Raw genomic sequence first — 20,578 nt, 5'->3', positions numbered from 1 at the left:
TTACTACATGTCACCCCCCTGCTTTCTTGATTAAAACAACTTGAGTTCTCATTTTTTTATTGCATCAAGGCTTAGTATATTTAAGGAAAGAAAGTTGCCACTTTCTTCCTAAAAAACTAAACCGCAATAAAGACAAAACTTAATTTTTAAGCATTTGATTTTTAACTTTAAAAGAGTCATAATTAGAGCTATTAAATGGTCTTTTGTGTATTAAGGAGATTTTAATGTCAATCCGTCAAATTTATGCTAACAATTCAACTAGTATTAGTGAATTAAAAAAGAATCCGATGGCTGTAATGAAACAAGCAGAAGGATTTCCAGTCGTTGTATTAAATCGTAATCAGCCTGTTTTTTACTGTGTTCCTGCGGATGCCTATGAGGCTTTAATGGATAAACTTGAGGATATGGAGCTAGCTGACATTGTGAGACAACGACAAAACTCACCAGAAGTAGAGGTTTCGCTTGATGACTTATAGGTTATTTTTTAAAGCCGAAGCTGAAAAAGAATGGAGAAAGCTTGATCTTACAATAAAGCGACAATTTAAAAAGAAACTAACTGAGTGTTTGAAAAACCCTCACATACCGTCAGCAAGATTAACTGGAATGAAAAATTGCTATAAAATTAAATTGCAAAGCACTGGATACAGGCTAGTCTATGAGGTTAGAGATAAGGAGTTAGTGGTTTCGGTAGTAGCTATTGGTAAACGAGAACGCAACGAAGTTTATAACACAGCAATTAAACGTATTTAGCTTGAGCAAATAGTCGATTTAACAGAGGGCGTACTCGATAAGCTTTTTTGGCTTTAGTGATGCTAGCCATGAGTAATAATTGAGTAATTTCTTTGTCGGGAATTATAAAAATTTATTACTTATTACTGCTGGCTGGCTAAGCGATTGATTTTGTTAGGATAGATAGGATTTTTGCTTATCCTAATAAGGGCGGTGAGCCTGACTTCGGCACTAAGTCTGAATGGCTGTGGCTGCTTCCTTCCGGACCTGACCAGGTTGACCATGGACCTATGCGAAGGGACCCACCGCTGTCAATTATAACAAGTTTAACCAATCACTTCTAGCAATACCCCCTCTTCAATTAAGAATAAGGAAGCTTTAGCTGCTTTGCCATCAATCGCCTGCAAATAATTGCAGTAACTTTGCAGCTGCGGACGGTATTCGCGACACATACGCGCTTTAAACGCCTCCAGGCTTTCATCCGGGCGACGTTGTGAGCTCTTGTAATCAATGACTTGCCAATAGTTATCGTGCGGAACCACCAAATCCATCACCAGCAATTTGCCATTTACATCATATAAAGGCCATTCGAATTGCACTTGCGGATTAGCAAAAATGGCTTTCAGCTCCTCATGATTCAACGTTTTCAATAATAGCTGTTGTAACCTGACGAGCGCTTGCTCAATCCCTGCTTCGCTATAGCCTGCGCTCAGTAACTGATAACGCATCAGCGATGCACCCTGTTGTAGACGCTGCTCATCCCACCTTTGTGCTCGATCCAAGGCCACCATTTGCAACCAGGCATGCGCCACCGTACCTAAAATCGCCTCCTGATCACTGATAAACTGCCAAGTACCTGACTGAGTGCTTGCCGCATGGGCTAATTGCTCACCTAGTTGTCGATGCGGTGCATAATGCTGCGCCAATTGCGAAATTGTCTGCTCACTAAAACGCACAAAATCAGCCACCTCAATTGGCTCGCTAGATGCCGTCTGCTGTGATAATTTAGCTGTGCCAATCAATGCCCCTGCCGTCTCATTTTGCTCGGCCGCTTGTGCAGCTAAATAATCTTTTAGGGTCGCTTTAATCTCCTCAATATTGAATGGTAGGGCCTGCTTAATATGATGATAAAACTGATTTTTACTCGGCGACTTAACTTCTAATTCACCATTTTTTTCATTGAGAGGCATTAAATAAAACAGATGCAGGGCTTGGCAAGGCCGTGTGGTCGCCACATAGAGTAAACGCGCTTGCTCTAAGGATTCACGATAATCCTCGCGATTTTTTAATAACTTACTCATCACATCTTCAGCCGCACCATGCTGCCTTGATGGCACCGTCGCAATTAACAAGCCAGGTTTGCTCTGCCCCTCTACTTCATACTCATAAGGCTCAAGACGCAACAGCCGCTCCTGACTACCACGCGATTGAGCATGCAGTCCATACAAGATCACCTCCTCAAACTGCAAACCCTTGGCCTTATGAATCGTCATAATTTCTACTGCGGCACCGGCCACCACGCTCTCAGCGTACAACTCCGCCATATGCTGTTCTAATACCTCAAGATCAGGGCTACCATAGGGTGCTAATTGATCTAAGAGAGTGAAAACTGCTTCAATATCTGCCCTTTCGGAGGGCTTTGCATAAAGCAAATGGCCACCCAATTGCTGCCAAATCATTTTGACCCGTATCGCAAAGCTTAAGCCCTGCTGCTCGGCATTTTGATTTAACATCACTTCACTCACATGCTTAAAGCGCGCAAACTGCTCCGTCCCCAAACGTGCTGGCATCGAAGCATCCGCCAAGGCATGACGGATTTGCTTGACCACATTAAGCTCTTCCTTACTGCCAAAGAGGCAGTGCAAGCTGTTTAAGCTTAAACCACAAAGCGGTGAACGAAATAATGACAACCACGCCACACGGTCGTAGCGATAAGTTAAGGCGCGAATAATTTGCATTAAATCCATCACGTAAGGCTGTTCACTCAGAGGGAACATATCCACTGCACGTACGGGAATATTGGCTTGCAATAAACGCTCATTTAAACGCCCCAAGGCCTTACGATTTTTCACCAAAATAGCAATGGGTTTTTCAGCCCTTGCATGTCGTGCCAAGGCTGCACTCACTAGCTCTACCACTTTTTGCTCAGCCGCCTCAATCGCTTCGGCTCTGGAGTCAACCCCTTTAATCTCTTTAGTGGCGTAATAAAAGGGATAATGCGTGACCGCTTCTAATGCGCCTGGGCCATGAAAAGATACCGAATGTTCATAAGGGACAGCGCCGAATTCCTCGTTATATTCGGCAGGAAAGCTCTCTTGATAAATCTTGTTGTTCCAATCGACTATCCCTTCAACAGAGCGGAAATTTTCTCTCAAATTCAACACTTCCAGCGGCACATGATTCAGTCTTTTTTCACTCGCAACTTTAATAAAAAGACCGACCTCGGCCTTACGGAAGCGGTAAATCGACTGCATGGGATCGCCCACCAAAAATACCGTACGACCGTCTTGCGGTTGCCAACCGGAGGTCAAAAGTGCCAATAAATCAATTTGCAACTGACTGGTATCCTGAAATTCATCCACCAATAAATGCTGAATCCGGGCATCCAATGCCAATAGTAAGTCCGCTGGCTCATCCGCACTACCTAAACCATTTAAAGCACTCAGTGCCACCTCGGTAAAATCCACCGCCCCGTCGGCAATATACACTTGATGCAACTGCTCCAAAGCAATGCTCAGCACCTTCGCAAGCTGCTGATAAATAACTAGCTGATCATTATTTAATAGATGCGTCGGCAAGGATTTAACTGTGACCAAAGCCTCTATCAGCTCTGGACTAAAGTCAGTATGCTTTAAATAATCCACCAGCGAGGCCTTAAACGGTGCTTTAGGCGCAACCCCATGTTTGATGGTCAATTGCTTCCGAATGCTATTTCCCGTGGTCAATAGCGACTCTGCTAGCGCCTGCCAACGCTCCACATCATCGGCACTAACAGTTAGCGCTTGACTATCAACCGCTTTGAGAGACGCCAAGGGTGGCCAATGTTGAGCCCAAGCCGCTAATAGCGGTATATATTCCGTCTCAAAACCTAAGGGTAATGCATCCTTTACCCGTTGTATCGCACGTGTCACCAATAATTCCATGCTTTGTACCATGGCGATGATACTTGCTTGAGGATCGCTCAAGACATCCTGCCATTGATCACGGATCTGCAGCATTTCTACCAAAGCACCTTCCAAATGCGCTAGATCCACATTAAGATGACTTAAGACTGCCTGCAACTCAACTGACTGGTCAATTTGACTCAGCGTCAACAAGGCGGCCTGCCGGTATTGACGATACAAAGAATCGGAAATCTCCAAGCTACCCCCGGTCTGTGAAGACCAAGGCATGGTCCGCACCAAACCTGAGCTCAAGGAGTCAAAGGTCATGATGCGCAAGCGACTTGGATACTCTAATAAATGCCAGTCTTTTTGCTCATTGCGTGCTAAGACCTGTCGAGCTAATTGCCAACTGTTTACTTTATGCTCTTCCACGGGCTGCGGCTCCAAACCGGCGCGCAGCTTTTCTAACACACGATTGCGCATTTCACCGGCAGCCTTACGGGTAAAGGTAATGGCTAACACTTGTTCAGGCTGTTCCACAATGGCAAGCAGGGCCAAAATGCGATCGGTGACTAACTCGGTCTTACCGGAACCAGCCGGGGCCTGTACTAAAAAGGAGCTATCTGCTTGCAAAGCACGCTGGCGTTGGGCCAGATCAGAAGGCTTTTTACTCATCATCACTCTCCTCTTCCTCAACGCTTTGCGACAATCTTAAAAAGGGTAATACCTCACAATAGTCCATATCTTTTTTATCTTCATAACGATTAGCCGCGAAGCCATTGGAAATCTCCTCGGCCAAGCTATGTAACTTAGTTTTCCACACCCTTAATAACTCCTCAAAAGCGGCGGCTGTTTTTTGCTCTACCCCTTTGCTGCTTTCTTCGAGCGACCAATTCACTAGACCAATACCGCCAAAACCCATCTTGCCGGGTTTTAAACTGGCAAAACCTACCCCACCAATATCACTTATCGCATGCTCACCATAGGCGGCGTATAAGGGCAGCTGTAAATCGATGGGTCGCTCTCGATACCAATGCTTTTTATAATTTGGCAAACTACCGGTTTTATAGTCTAGGTACAAATAGCTGTTATTTTCTAAATAATCTATACGGTCAACCGTCACCCGTAACTGTATGGAAGCTAAAGGTAGCTGCACCTTTTTCTCAAGCTCCTGCACGCTAAAGCTTAACTCGCGCTTTTGCTCCAAGCTTAAAAAGTGAAATAACTGATTTTTGGCATACTCTTTTTCTAAATTCAGTAAGGCATTGGAGTCAAATAGCAGCTCCTCCTTTGCACAAACATCCACCACCTCTGAGATTTTGGCTTTAAGCGCAGTCTCATCCATTGCCTGTAAGCTTTGTTGATCACGCACCCCTTGCCAAAATAGCTCTAAAGCCGCATGCATAAAGCTCCCCCTTTGCATGCGATCAAGCTCATAGCGAGGATAGGAATGAAACTCACGCATATGCAATCGATAGACTGCAAAAGCCCAAAGCGGGTTCTTGGCCTGTAAATCAATTAGTCTTGTGCCGCCGGACAATAACCCCGCCACCGGCGGCCCGTAATTATCCTGCAAAAATTCAAGCTCCGCCGCTACCAGCTTATCGCTCACAGCGTCCACAGTGCATTGCCCCTCGATGGCTAGCCATTGATCCTCGGGTAGGTATTGGGCTAATAAGGGGGAGACCTTGGTCGGCATTTCGCCACTAAAGGCATGCCAACTAATATGAATCTGCGGCGCCGTGCTTAATAGCTGCTCTAACATGGCTTGAGCCCATTCAAACTCCCTTTGCTGATCTGAACGTGGTGCAGCTACTCGCTGTAGTGCAGTTTTAGGAATCAAGGGATTGGGTTTAGGGACCGTGGGTAAAACATCATCTTGCAAACTTAATATCCACACAGCATCCCACTTGGCGCCCTCGGCCTCCAACATACCCAACACATCTAAGCGTGCTGTGGCAGCTCGCTGAGGTTGGAAAATTTGTTGACTACATAAGCGCTCAAATAAATGTAAGGCCTCACGTATAGACATCGTGTCTAGCAGCGGTGATAAAGCAGCCGCATTTTTCAAGGTCTCGTCAAAGGCCTGACATACTTGATACTGCACCGAACTCAACTTAGCGATACCGGGAAAGTTAAAGAGCTCGAAAAATGCTTTAAATATCGCTAAGTGCTGATTAAATTTGAGGGAACTAACCGTGCCAAAAAGCGCAAACGCTCGCTTTGTTAAGTCAACAAACTCATCCGAAATCTCATAAAAGAATTGTTGCACTTCCGCTTTTTTATAGCTGATTTTATTGGCTTCACGCAACGTTAAATCAATGGCATGAATCTCATCTGACCAGGCTGAGAGTAAAGCCTCCTGCGCTAATAGTAAAGCTTCACCCAGCGCTTGAGTCGCGATACGGCCACTACTTTCTAAGGTAATAAACAGACGTAAACAAGCCAAGGCTGAACGTACAATCGTCCAATCACTTAAAGGGCGCCCAATGGCTACGTTATAGAGCAAATCAGTTTGTAGTCCAGAGGCCTGAAGACGCTCATGCAAATAGCGACGTACGGTACTATTCTCGCTTTGTAATAAGGGATCGATAATGGCAAAACGACCAGTAGGATGCGCGGCTAATTGAGCCTTAGCCCAATCTACTGCGGCTTCCAACTCCTCGCGCCGACTATGTGCTTGGTACACGCTAAGCTGCGCTGCTAGTTGATTATCATCATGCAAGCGATAAAGACTCGCCCCCAAGGCTTGACAGGCTGCTAATAAGGCTGATTGCGTTGGCGACAACTCTCTAAAGCCTAAGAGCACAATTGCTTTTCCCGACAACAAAGCACTGGCAGCATTGCCCTCTTGTAATTGCTGTAATAACCATTGATCCCGTAATGGGCCATCAATGGCATCACGCTGTTGTAAACGTGCTAAATAATGCTGTTTAATGCTTTGATACTCACGGTATTCAGGAGTTAACTCGGCATCCTCTACGCGAATCGCCCAATCTGTTTCTAGGGTATGGGCCTCGGCCAAGACCCGGGCTAGTTTACTAAGATTTAGGGTGCTTAATTGCTGCTCTTCTAGCACCGCTTCCCAATACAGTAAGGCGGCAAAATGACTGAGCTGCTTGGCGGCAGGCACCGCAGCCACCGCAAAGGCGACACGCTCTGTGAGTGACTCGGTAAAAACCGACCAAGGCTGTATGCGTGGCAATTCAAAAACCTGTGCAGTTTCACGCTTTGCACTAATTAAGAGCCGCTTTAGATGAATGGCCATGCGGTTATTGACCGTCACCACCATAGTCTCAGAGGCTTCTAAATCAAGCAGTTCTTGCTGTGATATACGTATCAAACCATCTAGCATATTGTTATTTGCCTAAAAAATTCTTCGATAAAGCATTCTAACGCAGGATCTTAACGCCCTAAATACACAAAAGCGCCTACAAAGATTGTAAGCGCTTTTGTGCTTGACTCAGCGAAGCGAAGCTTATGAAAATAAGGCTTCTGCCTGCTTTCTTAATTCAAATTTCTGAATCTTACCAGTGGCAGTTTTTGCTAATTCACCAAATACATAGTATTTAGGACGCTTAAAGCCGGCCAAGCGCTCACGACAGTACTGGTCAAGCTCCTCTTCGCTAACCTGAGCGTCGTCTTTGAGCTCCACAAAAGCAACCGGTACCTCACCCCATTTTTCATCGGCAAGTGCGACCACCGCTACATTAGCCACTGCTGGATGCTTATAGAGCACATCCTCAACCTCAATACTGGAGATATTTTCACCGCCAGAAATAATAATATCCTTACTGCGGTCCTTAATCTGCGCATAACCGTCAGGATGTAAGACGCCTAAGTCACCCGTATGGAACCAACCGCCAGCAAAGGACTTCTCAGTCTCGGCGGGATTCTTTAAATAGCCCTTCATCACGATGTTGCCACGGAACATTAATTCACCGATCGTCTTACCGTCAGCAGGCACAGGCTCCATGGTTTCCGGGTCTAACACAGTTAGTGCACCCTGTAAGGTATTACGTACGCCCTGGCGCGCTTTTTGCGCCGCCCGATCTTCAACCGATAACTCATCCCACTCAGGCTTTTCTGCACAGACCGCTGAAGGACCGTACACCTCAGTCAAACCATAGACGTGAACCATATGAAAACCCATCTGCTCCATCCGCGCTAATACCGCTTCTGGAGGCGCAGCACCTGCTACCATGGCGCTCACCGGATGGTCGATCCCCGCCTTCATCTCCGCAGGCGCATTGGCTAGCGCCGCATGCACCACCGGTGCAGCACAGTAGAAGCCTACACGCTCTTGGCGAATTAAATCAAAGCAGGTCTTTGGATCGAATTTGCGTAAACACACGTTAACACCGCCGCGTGCAGCAATCGTCCAAGCAAAACACCAACCATTACAATGAAATAAGGGCAAGGTCCATAAATACACTGGACGCTTTGGCATATCGAACTCTAAACTTTGCGCAATCGCATTTAAGGCGGCACCACGGTGATGATAAACCACCCCCTTAGGGTTACCGGTGGTACCAGAGGTATAGTTCAAAGCAATTGCATCCCATTCGTCCTTAGGTAAAACCCAATTATCTAGATCCTCAGCGGATTGCAAAAAGCCTTCATACTCAATGTCACTGAAGGGCTCCACGTCCTTAGGGCCTAATTCATCATTGACCTGAATTATTTTAAGTGCGGGTAAAGCCTTTTTAATCTCAGGGATGTGCGGCGCAAACTCGCTATCGACCAGTAAGAACTCGGCCTCACCATGTTGTAAACAGTAGATCAGACCCTCAGTTTCTAAACGCACATTAAGTGCTAATAAGACGCCGCCTGACATCGGCACACCAAAACCAGCCTCAACCATGGCCGGCGTATTATGTAAAAGCGTAGCAACCGTGGTACCACGATCGGCCCCGTTTTGTCTCAGGGCAGCAGCCATTTGGCGACAGCGATGATAGGTTTCAGTCCAGTTCTGACGGATTGAGCCATGCACAATCGCCAAATCATCACCGAATACCTCATGTGCCCGCACTAAAAAATCAATAGGTGTTAAGGGTGTATAGTTAGCCTCATTTTTACCCAGACCTGTCTCAAAATCAGCCATCATGTCTCCTTATATAAAAACTGATTCCTATGTATTTTAATTAGTAATAAAATTATGGCATTGATCTAAATTAAATGACTAATCATATTTGAGCACTTAAGACTAAAGTCATAGCTCTACCTAAGGTCGCTCCCTAAAACTTATGCGCGGGGATGATGCTTTTGATGCAAGGTTTTTAATCGCTCGCGTGCCACATGGGTATAAATCTGCGTGGTAGAAATATCAGCATGCCCTAAGAGCATTTGCACCACGCGCAAATCCGCTCCATGATTCAGTAAATGTGTGGCAAAAGCATGTCGCAACACATGGGGTGATAACGGCACCTGTATATCCTGTTGCTTAGCGTACTTTTTGACTAATTGCCAAAACGCCTGCCGACTCATGGCACTACCCAAGCGGGTAATAAACACCGCATCATCAAGACGACCCTTGAGGAGTTCTGGTCTGGCCTCCAACAAATAGCGCTCCAACCAGTACAAAGCCTCTTCACCTAGGGGCACGATCCGCTCTTTGGAGCCCTTTGCCTCGACCACGCGCAAAAACCCCTCTCTCAACGCCAAATGAAAAACTCTAAGTGCAATCAACTCACTCACACGCAGTCCAGTCGCATACAGCGTCTCTAGCATGGCACGGTCTCTCAAGCCACCCGACGTTTTCAAATCAGGCGCGGCCAACAGCAACTCCACCTGTGATTCACTAAGACTTTTAGGAAAGCGTGCGGCCTGCCGGACTGCTTTGATATGCAAACAAGGATCCTCCTCCATACGATGATGTTGCATGGCCCAGGCATAGAAACGACGCAAAGTCGCCAAACGTCGATTGGCTGTGCTCGGCTTTGTTTCTACATGCATTTGCGCCAACCAAGCCTGAATATCCTCAGCCTTCACCGTAAATACACTCACAGCTGGGCGCTCACGCTGCAAAAACTCGATAAAGGCATGCATATCCTGACGATAGGCAGCTAAGGTGTTTTTAGCTAAACCGTCCTCTAACCACAAGCTGTCTAAAAAAGCGGAGAGTTCATTTTCCTGCATTTTAATTCCGATTTAAACGCTGATAATTTCAGCTATACTAAACGATGCTTTAAACCATCGCTTAATTATATATAACGTATTATGAGCATTTTATACCTACTTCTACCTGATATTATCCTAGTGGCACTAGGGTGGTTCATGCTCAATAAGCTCAATTTTGCCCGTGAGTTTTTTGCCAATACGGAAAAGATGGTCTATTTTCTGATGTTTCCGGCCTTGCTCTTTCGCTCGGTACTCGCTAGCCCACTTAGTATCAGTACCGCCGGCGCTTCGCTGCTCGCCTGTGTCTTACTAGCCCTTGCTGGTTTATTGCTAGCGCTCGGTAGCCGACTATTTCTAACCGTCGATCAGCGTGCGCTCAATTCCACCCAACAATGTGTTTATCGTTTCAGTACCTATTTGGCGCTCTCTATTGGACCTGGCGTTGGTGGCACCGATGGCCTAGCGATCATGGCAGTATTTATCGGCTTTACCGTCCCCTTAGTCAATGTCATGGCAGTGCGTGCTTTAGCAGCCGAAAGTGGGGGCGGTGTATTAAAATCCATTATCAGCAATCCCCTCGTCATCACAACTGTGTTGGCGGTGAGTTTAAACCTGCTCGGCTTTAAGCTACCTGCGGTACTTGATAATACCCTCCTAAAACTTGGTCAAGCATCTATTCCGCTTGGGCTAATTTGTGTCGGGGCGGCGCTTAAGTTGAGAGAAGGAACAGTCAATGCACCGATCGTGGCTTGGATGACGGTCACCAGGCTCGTGATGATGCCGCTGTTTGCCTTATTAATCGCCATTGTAGTCGGCTTTAGCACACTACAAACACAGATGTTTATGATTTTTGCCGCCATCCCAACGGCTCCCGCCGCCTATGTGCTAGCTGTGCGGATGGGTGGCGATGCACGGCTGGTGGCCAATATTATCTCGGTTCAGACCCTAAGCTGTTTGCTTACTCTACCTATTTGGCTCTACTTCATTGTAAAAAGTGACTTTTTACAAACGATTACAAATTATTTTTAAAATAAAAGAACTGAATTAAGTCAAAATTTTATTTATTTAACAAATAATTAGTACCCATATCAAGAATTCACATGAAGCAAGCATTAAGTCATTATCGCCTTTTTCTAGCAGATGAAGCGGCGAGTTGCGCCTTGGCAAATAATCTAGCTAAATCAATTTTTCCTAATTTATCAGAGGGTTACGAGCTCGACCTGAGCGATTTTAGCGGTGCACGTATTTATTTACACGGGGATCTAGGCGCTGGTAAAACCACCTTTGCCCGCGCATTTTTACGCGCTCTTGGTGTAAAGGGCAGAATAAAAAGCCCTACCTACACCCTACTTGAAAGCTATAATGTTTCTAGCTTATACTTATATCACTTTGATTTTTATAGGTTTAATGATTCTGACGAATGGCAAGAGGCCGGATTTGAGGAGCAACTCCTGGAGCGGGCGGTCGTCTTAGTCGAGTGGTCAGAAAAAGCAAATGAGCAGCTCCCTCCTCCTGATTTAAGGCTTTACTTAACTTATCAAGAGGCGGGGCGTGAAGCCGTGTTATCGGCAGTTACAGACAAAGGGAAGCAATGGCTAAACAATTTAAACTCACAGACAGAGGTATAGCGCGGCGCCGTGCCTTAGGCTTTGCGGGTAGCGTGTTGACCCTAAGTGTGATGCCCAAGTGGGCCCAGGCTGCTGCCGCTCAAGTGTTAGCAGTACGTACCTGGCCGGCAGATGAATACACTCGAGTGACGTTAGAGCTAAGTGCACCGCTTAACGCTGAGCATTTTATGCTCGACAATCCAAATCGTTTAGTGGTGGACTTACAAGGCATTAGCCTAAACCAAGCACTTAACTCCTTAGTTTCCCAAATTAAACCAAATGATCCCTACATCCGTTCCATTCGGGTGGCGCAAAATCGTGCCGATGTGGTGCGTTTAGTGATGGATCTCAAGCAACAGATTGCGCCGCAAGTATTTACCTTAAAGCCTATCGGTAATTATCAGTACCGTTTAGTTCTTGATCTTTACCCTAAAGTTGCACATGACCCACTGATGGCTTTATTAGATAGCCCCGGCGATGATCCCTTAGCGAGTGTCATTGATCAGTTAGGCAGCAGCCGCCCTACCACCAGTGCACCAACCGTACAAGGTCAGATAGCTCCTAAAGCACCGGCAGCCCCTCCCACAAGCGGCAGTCGCAATCGCGGCTCACGTCCTGTGCTAATTGCGATTGATCCTGGCCATGGCGGTGAGGATCCTGGCGCCATCGGTCCACGTGGCACGCGCGAAAAAGATGTGGTACTGGCAATTTCCAAGTATTTGCGTGATCAGATTAATGCGCAGCCGAATATGCGTGCCTATATGACACGTGATGCAGACTTCTTTGTACCTTTACAAGTACGAGTACAAAAAGCAAGACGGGTTAAAGCTGATATTTTTATTTCGGTGCATGCGGATGCCTTTAGTAATCCAAGCGCTCGTGGTACCACGGTCTTTACACTGTCGACCAAGGGCGCCAGTAGCGCCGCTGCCAAATGGCTGGCCAACAAAGAAAATAATGCCGATATGATTGGCGGTGTAGATTTCGGCGCACATGATCGCAGTACTGCCAGTGTACTACTGGATATGTCGACCTCACAACAGATTCAGGACTCCTTAAAAATCGGTCATCGCGTGTTAAGCTCCTTAGGTAAAATTAACGGGGTTCACAGTCGTCGCGTTGAGCAAGCGGGCTTTGCGGTGTTACGTTCACCAGATATCCCTTCGATTCTGGTTGAAACGGCCTTTATTTCTAATCCCAAAGAGGAGCAATTCCTCCGCTCATCTAGTAATCAACGGGCCATCGCTAAGGGGATTTTAGGTGGCGTTCAAGCCTATCTTGCAACCAATCCTCCCTTAGCTAGACTGGGCTAATGACTAGCTTAACAATTTGATGATTGTTAAAACCGCTTGATAAAAATCGAGCGGTTTTTTAATATGTACGGCATGAGTCAAAGAAAAGAAATTCGCCCCCTGCCTGAGCAATTAATTAATCAAATTGCTGCAGGCGAAGTGATTGAGCGCCCTGCTTCGGTGCTAAAAGAGCTATTGGAAAATGCCATTGATGCGGGCAGCACAGAAATTGAGGTGCGTTTAGAGGGTGGGGGGATACGCCGTATTTGCGTGATTGATAATGGTAGTGGCATACCGCAACATGAGTTGCCTTTAGCCTTGACACAGCATGCCACCAGTAAAATACGCAGCTTAGAGGAGTTAGAGTCAGTCGCCTCCATGGGCTTTAGGGGTGAGGCTTTAGCCTCCATCGCCTCGGTTAGTCGGATGACGATTAGTTCACGCACGGCGTCGCAAGATCATGCCTTTAGCATTTGCGGCACTTCTAAAGAAATCAGTCCAGCCGCCGGTGGTATCGGCACCACGGTGGATGTGCGACAACTCTTTGAGCATATCCCCGCTCGACGCAAGTTTTTAAAAACTGAAGCCACGGAATTCGCTCATGCTGTCGATACCTTGGAGCGTTTGGCGATGGCCAATCCACAATTAACGCTGAGAGTGTTTCATAATCAAAAGCCCTATAAGCAATGGCAAGCCACGGATGCTTTTCAACGTGTGCGCGATGTGATGGGCAATGAGTTTATGGAGCATGGCCTGGAAGTGCAGCTGGATCATGGCTTGGCCCGTTTACATGGACTCATCATTCACCCCACCGCCGCCCGTCCGCGGGCTGATAAGCAGTATCTTTTTGTGAATGGTCGTTTTATACGTGACCGCGCCATTAGCCATGCCATTCGTCAAGCCTATAGTGATGTTTTACATGGTGAGCGTCAGGCTGCCTATGTGTTGTTTCTTGAGATTGCCCCTGAACTGGTCGATGTGAATGTGCATCCCGCTAAAAGTGAAGTGCGTTTTAGAGAGGCAAGCGCCGTTTATCGCTTATTTATTCAGGCCTTGGGAGCCGCACTTTCTAATACGGGCGGACAAAACCGTAGCGATGCCAATGCCGTGATGAGTAGCTTGGCTCGTAGCGGTGACGATATCGCCTTATCAACTACCCCACAGCCTACTAGCTACAATGCGGATACAAGCAACTACCCTGAAGCGGCAATTTCTAGCAATGCATATCCGCAGCAGCCTGGCAATGATTACCGTCAAAACGCCTTAAATTTGACAGCTGCAGGTGATTGGCGTACTACCTATGCGCCGCTTACCACAAGTAGCACAGCAACAAGCCACACGACAGCTACAACAACACCTACAGTGAGCCCGCAGCCAGCAGAAACGCAGGATGCGAACGATGATTTTCCTTTGGGCATGGCAATTGGTCAATTGCATGGTATTTATATTTTGGCGCAGAACCGCTCCGGTCTTGTATTGGTAGATATGCACGCTGCCCATGAGCGAGTGCTTTATGAGCAATTAAAACAACTTCATAACCAACAAGATATTGTGGTGCAAGAGTTTTTAGTGCCCTACCTACTTTCTTGCAGCGAAAAAGACGTTGCTATTGTCGAGTCGAAACCTGATCTGCTAATGGACTTAGGCTTACATCTCAGCCCTAGCGGACCTAAAAGTATTAGTGTGCGAGGGGTGCCAGCCCTATTGTCGCGCGGTGATATTGAAAGTATGGTACTGGGTGTTTTAAAGGATATCGCTGATATTGGCAGCAGTGAGCGTTTAGCCCTACAGCGTAATGAAATCCTTGCTACCATGGCGTGTCACGGTGCCATTAGAGCACGCCGTATACTGACGATCAACGAGATGAATGCACTACTACGCGCCATGGAAGCCACGGATAAGGCGGATAATTGTAATCACGGTCGCCCTACTTGGTTCCAATGGTCGATGGGTGATTTGGATAAACTATTTATGCGCGGCGAGTAGTTGCAACATGAAAAAACAAATTCTCTGTATATGCGGTCCCACCGCTGCCGGTAAGTCCGCTGCGGTTTTAGCCTTAGCCAAGTTAAGACCCATTGAAATTATTGCCATGGACTCGGCCACCATTTATAAAGGCTTGGATATTGGTACTGCAAAAGCCAGTGCCGCAGAGCAGGCGCAAGTACCACATCATTTATTAGACATTCGCGATCCACTCGCAAGTTATAGTGCGGCGGACTTTGTGAGTGATACGCTAGCGCTCATTCCAGCGATTCAAGCACGTGGTAGTCTACCCGTAATTGAAGGTGGCACCATGATGTATTACAAAGCCCTACGTGAAGGTTTGCATGATTTACCCAAAGCCGATGCCACACTACGGGCTGAGATTGAGGCAGAGGCAAAGCGCATCGGTTGGCCTGCCATGCATCAACAGCTTGCCTCAGTGGATCCAACAACGGCAGCACGTTTGTCGCCCAATGATAGTCAACGCATTGCGCGTGCCTTAGAGATTTACCGTATCAGCGGTAGCACGATGTCGGCCTTAATTGCTACGCAAAAAGCGCCATCGCATGATTATGATTTTGTGACTATCAGCCTGGAACCACGTGAGCGCAGCCGTTTGCATCAACAAATTGAAAAGCGCTTTAAGCAGATGCTGGCTATGGGCTTTTTAGATGAAGTACAAAGCCTTTATCAGCGTCCAGACCTGCATCCCGATTTACCCTCAATCCGCTGCGTCGGTTACCGCCAATTATGGGACTATTTGGCCGGTAACTGCAGCTATGAAGAGGCGGTAGAGCGTGGCATTGCTGCCACCAGACAATTGGCAAAGCGCCAAATTACTTGGTTGCGCAGTCAACCTGAACGAATTCAAATTGACTGCTTTTCTGAGAATGTGCCAGCACAGGTCTTGCGCACGGTGCGTCAACTGGCATTAATTGATTAAATAGTGCGATAGTGCGAGCAACTACTCCTTAATCAATACTCGCGGACCGTCGCCTTGGGGCACAATCTCACCCACGTGGTAGACGGTCTCACCCGCTTCGCTTAACTGCGCCTTGACCGCATCGGCAGCTTCAGCAGCTACGACTATCACCATACCCAGACCGCAGTTAAAGACACGGTACATTTCTTGGGTATCCACATTACCCTGCTCCTGCAACCAAGAGAATAACGGTGGCAACTGCCATTCACCCTTGTGTAGATGGGCAGCTAAGCCCTCAGGCACAACCCGCGGGATATTTTCCAATAAACCACCACCGGTAATATGCACTAAGCCCTTAATCGCCTCACCATGCTGCTCAATAGCGGCTAGTACCGGCTTAACATAAATGCGGGTCGGTGCCATGATGGCATCAGCAAAGGTAGCGTCCTCAAACGGATCCTCAGGTTTAATGCCGGCGCGTTCAATGATTTTGCGGATTAAGGAGTAACCATTAGAGTGAGCGCCACTTGAGGCTAAGGCTAATACCACATCACCAGCTTTAATTGAGGCGCCGTTAATCACCTTAGACTTTTCAACCGCACCGACCGCAAAACCCGCTAAATCATATTCACCCTCGGGATACATGCCGGGCATTTCTGCGGTTTCACCACCAATTAAGGCGCAGCCAGCGAGCTCACAGCCTTTAGCTACACCACCGACCACGGCGGCAGCTTTATCGACTGCCAATACCCCACAAGCAAAATAATCCAAGAAGAATAAAGGCTCCGCCCCTTGAACTAAAATATCATTAACACTCATTGCCACTAAATCAATACCAACCGTGTCATGCTTATCCCAATCAAAGGCCAAGCGCAACTTGGTACCTACCCCATCGGTCCCAGCAACCAACACTGGCTCCTGATAACGCTTAGGCACCTCGAATAAAGCACCAAAACCGCCCAGACCGGTCAAAACCCCTTCGCGCATGGTTTTTGCTGCCAAAGGCTTAATACGATCAACTAAAGCCTCACCGGCATCAATATCCACACCGGCATCGCGGTAACTTAAAGGGGAGTTTTGCTTATTTGTCATGAGAAATATACCCAAATATGTAAGAATAATGATTATTGCTAGATGTTAGTGCAGTCCGCTGCGCAACACGTAGATTATCCTATTTTACGATAAATTATCAATCAGCTGTGCCTGAGTGATAACAATGATTTTGAATGATTGAGCAACTGCCATTGGCTTTATTACCAAGCCAAGATTTTAGTTTTGATAATTTTGTGCCGGGTGAAAACTGGGAAGCGCTCAGCCGGCTCATGGATTGTGCGCCCGGCTCCATGCTGTATCTCTTCGGTGAGCCTGGTAGCGGTAAAAGCCACCTCCTTAAAGCGCTGGCTGCGGAGCGTGCAGCTGCGGTTTATTTTGCGGCGGCGGATTTTCCGACGGACTTAAACGCCTGCCTTGAAAACCAAGCTCAGATTGTGGCAGTTGATGATGTACAGGATCTCAATGAAGCACAGCAAATGACGTTTTTTGACTTGATTAATTATACGCATCGTCATAAAAATCAGGCAGATGCCATTAGTCTCATCAGCGCTGGCGATCAAGCGCCACTTAATATGCCGATTCGTGAGGATCTACGTAATCGCCTCGGTTGGGGCTTAGCCTATAGGCTACACTCGCTCAAAGACGAGGATATTGTGCTAGCGATTCAGCAGCGAGCCTATGAAAAAGATTTAAAAATCAATTCAGAAGCCACTGATTGGCTGTTAAAAAACACGGAGCGTAATATCCGCTCATTATTCGCTTGGCTGGATGCTTTAGACCTATACTCTATTGCTAAGCGCCGCCAAGTCACCCTAAACTTAATTAAAAACTTTATTCAAGAAGCTGAAATTAATCATCACTTATGAGTATCACAACAAAAACACTCGCCCTCTTCGATTTAGATCACACCCTTCTTCCGATTGATACCGATTATGAATGGATCGAATGGCTTAGTCGCAATCAGCTAGCTGGCGACCCAGCCGAGGTGGCACGCAGAAACCAAGAAATCATGGATAAGTATGATGCCGGTCAATTAACCATTGAGGAGTCGGCCGCCTTTGTTTTAAGCTTTTTGGCGATGCATACACCCTTTGATTTAAGCAAATATCATGAGCGCTTTATGGCTGAGGTTGTACGTCCAGCGATCACCGAACAAGCCTTTGACTTAGTGGATCGTCATTTACGTGAGGGCGCTTTATGCTGCCTCGTCTCAGCGACTAATACCTTTGTCATCCAACCAGTAGGCCGCGCCTTTGGTTTTGAGCATATTATCGGCACTTCACCCGAGTATATTAATGGTCGCTACACCGGTCAATTTGTTGGCGTTGCCTCTTATCAAGAGGGTAAAATCACCCGGGTTGAACAATGGCTCAATGGCTTAGGTAGCAGCTTAGATGCCTTTGAAAGCATCTATTTTTATAGTGATTCGATGAATGACTTGCCCTTATTACAAAGAGCCACCCACCCAGTTGCCACTAACCCTAGCCCTGCCCTACGTGAGCTTGCGCAAAAAAACAACTGGGCAATTATCGATTTATTTAAATAATCAGCATAGCTTATGGGCACAGAACATAAACTCTCCATCAATACTTTTTTAAAAAAGCTGTTTAAGGTCCCTCAACACGAACAAGCGACTAAGGGCCGTGCTAATAAAAAGCATCGAGGCTCAAGCAATCAGCCTCAAGCCATTATGTATGATGCGGCTGAGCATCAAATACAAAATCACCTGATTTCGCGCAATGCGATTAAGGTCTGTCAAGTACTACAGGATGCCGGTTTTGAAGCCTATATCGTAGGTGGCGCAGTACGCGATTTGATTTTAGGCCTACAACCCAAAGATTTTGATGTAGCGACAAATGCGACCCCAGAGCAGGTTAAACCCTTATTTCGTCGAGCCCTAATCATTGGACGTCGTTTTAGATTAGTGCATTGCCTATTTGGTCGTGAAATTATTGAGGTTTCAACCTATAGAGCAGCATCGACGCAAAAACAGCATACGGATGAATTCGGTCGTGTGCTCAGTGATAACGTCTACGGCAATCAGGCTCAGGATGCTGAACGGCGTGACTTTACCATCAATGCCCTGTATTACGATCCGATTGCTAAAACGCTAATTGACTATCATCATGGTCTACATGATATTCGTCACCGTCTGGTACGCATTATCGGTGATGCGGAGGCACGCTATCGCGAGGATCCGGTGCGTTTACTGCGAGCTTTGCGCTTTCAAGCCAAGCTCAACGGCAGCTTAGAAGCGAGTACCGCTGCACCCATCAAATCCATGGCCAAGTTACTGCTTAATGTACCCGAGTCCCGTCTGGCCGATGAATCATTAAAGCTGCTTTGTTGCGGCAATAGCAATCTCTGCCTGCAGTTAATTGCAGCACATGGACTGAGCGATGGCATTTTACCTTTAATTAATTTATTGCAACAACAACTTGAACATAACAAGTTTCTACAAATTGCTTTAGAAAGAACAGATTATCGTATCCGCAGCAGTAAGACGGTAAGTCCAAGTTTCCTATATGCTGCCGCCCTTTGGCCCTTGGTCAGTGAACGCTGGCGCTATTATCAAGATGAACACAAAGAGCCGGTCGTGCCCGCCTTGGTTCAAGCAGCGCATGAAGTATTAGAAAAATTTGCCCGTCATCTCTCACTCCAACGCCGTCAAAGCAGTGATATGCGGGAGATTTGGTTTATGCAACCACGCTTTGAAAAGCGCTCATTACGTGCTATTTATCGCATGTTTGAACAGCCACGTTTCCGTGCGGCTGTTGATTTCTTACAGATTCGTGCGGCGGCCGGTGAGTTTGATAGTGTACTTGCTCAATGGTGGATGGATTTAGCTGATGCGGATAGCGATGAGCGTAGCGCCATGCTCACTCAATTGCCTCAGCCGTCACGTCAACAGCGCGCCACCACCGGCATGGATGGCGAGGCAGTCAAAAGCAAGCGTAGACGGCGTCCGCGCAAGCGCAATTATGCCAATCGCAAACGCAAAGCTATGGCGGCTCAGGCAGAACCTACATCAAGCAACACGACCAAAGGGAGTGGTACTCATGAGTGATGCAGCAGTCATGCATCAGGCCTATATTGCCTTAGGTGCCAATCTTAATTCTCCGGCTACAACGCTTGAAGCCGCCATCGACAGCATTGCTGCAAGCCCTGGCATTAAACTGCTTAAGCGCTCCTCACTCTACCGTAGCCCGCCCTTGGATGCGGACGGTCCGGACTATATTAATGCGGTGGTAGAGATTGTGACGAGCCTGCAACCCTTGCCACTTTTACATCGCTTACAAGCCATTGAAAATGCCTATGGCCGCGAACGTACCTATAGAAATGCGCCGCGCACCTTGGATCTGGATATCTTGCTCTATCAAGACTTTAGCTCCGATAGTGCGGAATTAAGCGTACCTCACCCCCGCCTGCATTTGCGCAGCTTTGTGTTGATGCCATTAATTGAAATTGCTGGCGATATGCAGCTGGCTCAGGGAAGTGCCTCAGAGCTACTCAAAGCAGCATTGGCTTCGGGGCAAATTATTCATAAACTCTAAGAGGTATGAAAATCGAGTAGGGTGAGGTTTGCACCTCATCCCTCTCACAGAACCGTACGTACGGACCTCGTATACGGCTCATGCACATTACCATTTAGCATATGCGCTAAACACGTAGCCAGTCTCAACTTTCCCCATATCATACAACGTTAAACTATCTAACCACTTATTCGGCATAGCATAGTGAGCTAATGGACTGGCTGAGTTTCTC

16 protein-coding genes and 1 other RNA gene are annotated in these 20,578 nt (G+C 47.0%); 11 read left to right on the top strand and 6 right to left on the bottom strand.

Annotated features, from left to right (window positions below):
* Positions 1 to 224 precede the first annotated feature (224 nt).
* Both A3GA_RS0101625 and A3GA_RS0101620 read left to right on the top strand, forming a co-directional pair.
* Positions 225 to 476, top strand: a complete 252-nt coding sequence (locus A3GA_RS0101625) for a type II toxin-antitoxin system Phd/YefM family antitoxin (RefSeq protein ID WP_018025641.1) — start codon at positions 225 to 227, stop codon at positions 474 to 476.
* Complete coding sequence (locus A3GA_RS0101620) at positions 466 to 750, top strand: type II toxin-antitoxin system RelE family toxin (protein ID WP_018025640.1); 285 nt, start codon at positions 466 to 468, stop codon at positions 748 to 750. Before A3GA_RS0101625 ends, A3GA_RS0101620 begins: the two co-directional genes overlap by 11 nt.
* Positions 751 to 938: 188 nt before the next feature.
* Here A3GA_RS0101620 and ffs read toward each other — a convergent pair.
* The 5 genes from ffs to xerD form a co-directional block, all read right to left on the bottom strand.
* An RNA gene (gene ffs, locus A3GA_RS11925) (signal recognition particle sRNA small type) lies at positions 939 to 1,036 on the bottom strand.
* A 19-nt stretch (positions 1,037 to 1,055) separates the two neighbouring features.
* Positions 1,056 to 4,511, bottom strand: coding sequence for a UvrD-helicase domain-containing protein (locus tag A3GA_RS0101615; RefSeq protein WP_244264033.1), 3,456 nt, complete (start codon positions 4,509 to 4,511; stop codon positions 1,056 to 1,058).
* Positions 4,501 to 7,176: a PD-(D/E)XK nuclease family protein gene (locus tag A3GA_RS0101610; protein WP_244264032.1), complete on the bottom strand. Its 2,676-nt coding sequence runs from the start codon at positions 7,174 to 7,176 to the stop codon at positions 4,501 to 4,503. Before A3GA_RS0101610 ends, A3GA_RS0101615 begins: the two co-directional genes overlap by 11 nt.
* Before the next feature lie 135 nt (positions 7,177 to 7,311).
* Positions 7,312 to 8,940: an acyl-CoA synthetase gene (locus A3GA_RS0101605; protein ID WP_026156737.1), complete on the bottom strand. Its 1,629-nt coding sequence runs from the start codon at positions 8,938 to 8,940 to the stop codon at positions 7,312 to 7,314.
* A 137-nt stretch (positions 8,941 to 9,077) separates the two neighbouring features.
* Entirely contained in the window at positions 9,078 to 9,971 is an 894-nt protein-coding gene (gene xerD / locus A3GA_RS0101600) for a site-specific tyrosine recombinase XerD (RefSeq protein WP_018025636.1), read from the bottom strand.
* A gap of 81 nt (positions 9,972 to 10,052) precedes the next feature.
* On the opposite strand from xerD, the gene A3GA_RS0101595 reads away from it, so the two are divergent.
* From A3GA_RS0101595 to miaA, 5 genes are all read left to right on the top strand, one after another.
* Positions 10,053 to 10,982, top strand: coding sequence for an AEC family transporter (locus tag A3GA_RS0101595; protein ID WP_026156736.1), 930 nt, complete (start codon positions 10,053 to 10,055; stop codon positions 10,980 to 10,982).
* Between the two features lie 71 nt (positions 10,983 to 11,053).
* Positions 11,054 to 11,581 carry a bifunctional alanine racemase/tRNA (adenosine(37)-N6)-threonylcarbamoyltransferase complex ATPase subunit type 1 TsaE gene (locus tag A3GA_RS0101590; protein ID WP_018025634.1) on the top strand — a complete coding sequence of 176 codons (528 nt, stop codon included), beginning with the start codon at positions 11,054 to 11,056 and terminating at the stop codon, positions 11,579 to 11,581.
* Positions 11,545 to 12,873, top strand: a complete 1,329-nt coding sequence (locus A3GA_RS0101585) for an N-acetylmuramoyl-L-alanine amidase (RefSeq protein ID WP_018025633.1) — start codon at positions 11,545 to 11,547, stop codon at positions 12,871 to 12,873. Before A3GA_RS0101590 ends, A3GA_RS0101585 begins: the two co-directional genes overlap by 37 nt.
* Before the next feature lie 72 nt (positions 12,874 to 12,945).
* Positions 12,946 to 14,838: a DNA mismatch repair endonuclease MutL gene (gene mutL / locus A3GA_RS0101580; RefSeq protein WP_026156735.1), complete on the top strand. Its 1,893-nt coding sequence runs from the start codon at positions 12,946 to 12,948 to the stop codon at positions 14,836 to 14,838.
* Between the two features lie 7 nt (positions 14,839 to 14,845).
* A complete protein-coding gene (gene miaA / locus A3GA_RS0101575; protein ID WP_018025631.1) occupies positions 14,846 to 15,781 on the top strand; it encodes a tRNA (adenosine(37)-N6)-dimethylallyltransferase MiaA in 936 nt (311 codons plus the stop codon).
* Positions 15,782 to 15,802: 21 nt separating this feature from the next.
* On the opposite strand, the gene purM is transcribed toward miaA, so the two are convergent.
* Positions 15,803 to 16,852, bottom strand: a complete 1,050-nt coding sequence (gene purM / locus A3GA_RS0101570; protein ID WP_018025630.1) for a phosphoribosylformylglycinamidine cyclo-ligase — start codon at positions 16,850 to 16,852, stop codon at positions 15,803 to 15,805.
* A gap of 134 nt (positions 16,853 to 16,986) precedes the next feature.
* On the opposite strand from purM, the gene A3GA_RS0101565 reads away from it, so the two are divergent.
* Genes A3GA_RS0101565 through folK form a run of 4 tightly spaced genes read left to right on the top strand, consistent with a single transcriptional unit; the run spans position 16,987 to position 20,367 of the window.
* Entirely contained in the window at positions 16,987 to 17,679 is a 693-nt protein-coding gene (locus A3GA_RS0101565; protein ID WP_018025629.1) for an HdaA/DnaA family protein, read from the top strand.
* 2 nt (positions 17,680 to 17,681) lie between these two features.
* Positions 17,682 to 18,359 carry an HAD family hydrolase gene (locus A3GA_RS0101560; RefSeq protein ID WP_026156734.1) on the top strand — a complete coding sequence of 226 codons (678 nt, stop codon included), beginning with the start codon at positions 17,682 to 17,684 and terminating at the stop codon, positions 18,357 to 18,359.
* 12 nt (positions 18,360 to 18,371) lie between these two features.
* Complete coding sequence (gene pcnB, locus A3GA_RS0101555) at positions 18,372 to 19,880, top strand: polynucleotide adenylyltransferase PcnB (RefSeq protein ID WP_018025627.1); 1,509 nt, start codon at positions 18,372 to 18,374, stop codon at positions 19,878 to 19,880.
* Entirely contained in the window at positions 19,873 to 20,367 is a 495-nt protein-coding gene (gene folK / locus A3GA_RS0101550; protein ID WP_018025626.1) for a 2-amino-4-hydroxy-6-hydroxymethyldihydropteridine diphosphokinase, read from the top strand. Before pcnB ends, folK begins: the two co-directional genes overlap by 8 nt.
* Positions 20,368 to 20,578 lie beyond the last annotated feature (211 nt).

The organism is Oligella urethralis DSM 7531 (assembly GCF_000372065.1).
In the GTDB taxonomy this organism is placed as follows: domain Bacteria; phylum Pseudomonadota; class Gammaproteobacteria; order Burkholderiales; family Burkholderiaceae_B; genus Oligella; species Oligella urethralis.
The sequence above is the reverse complement of the archived record's forward strand: the minus strand, read 5'-3'. Positions and strand labels throughout refer to the sequence as shown.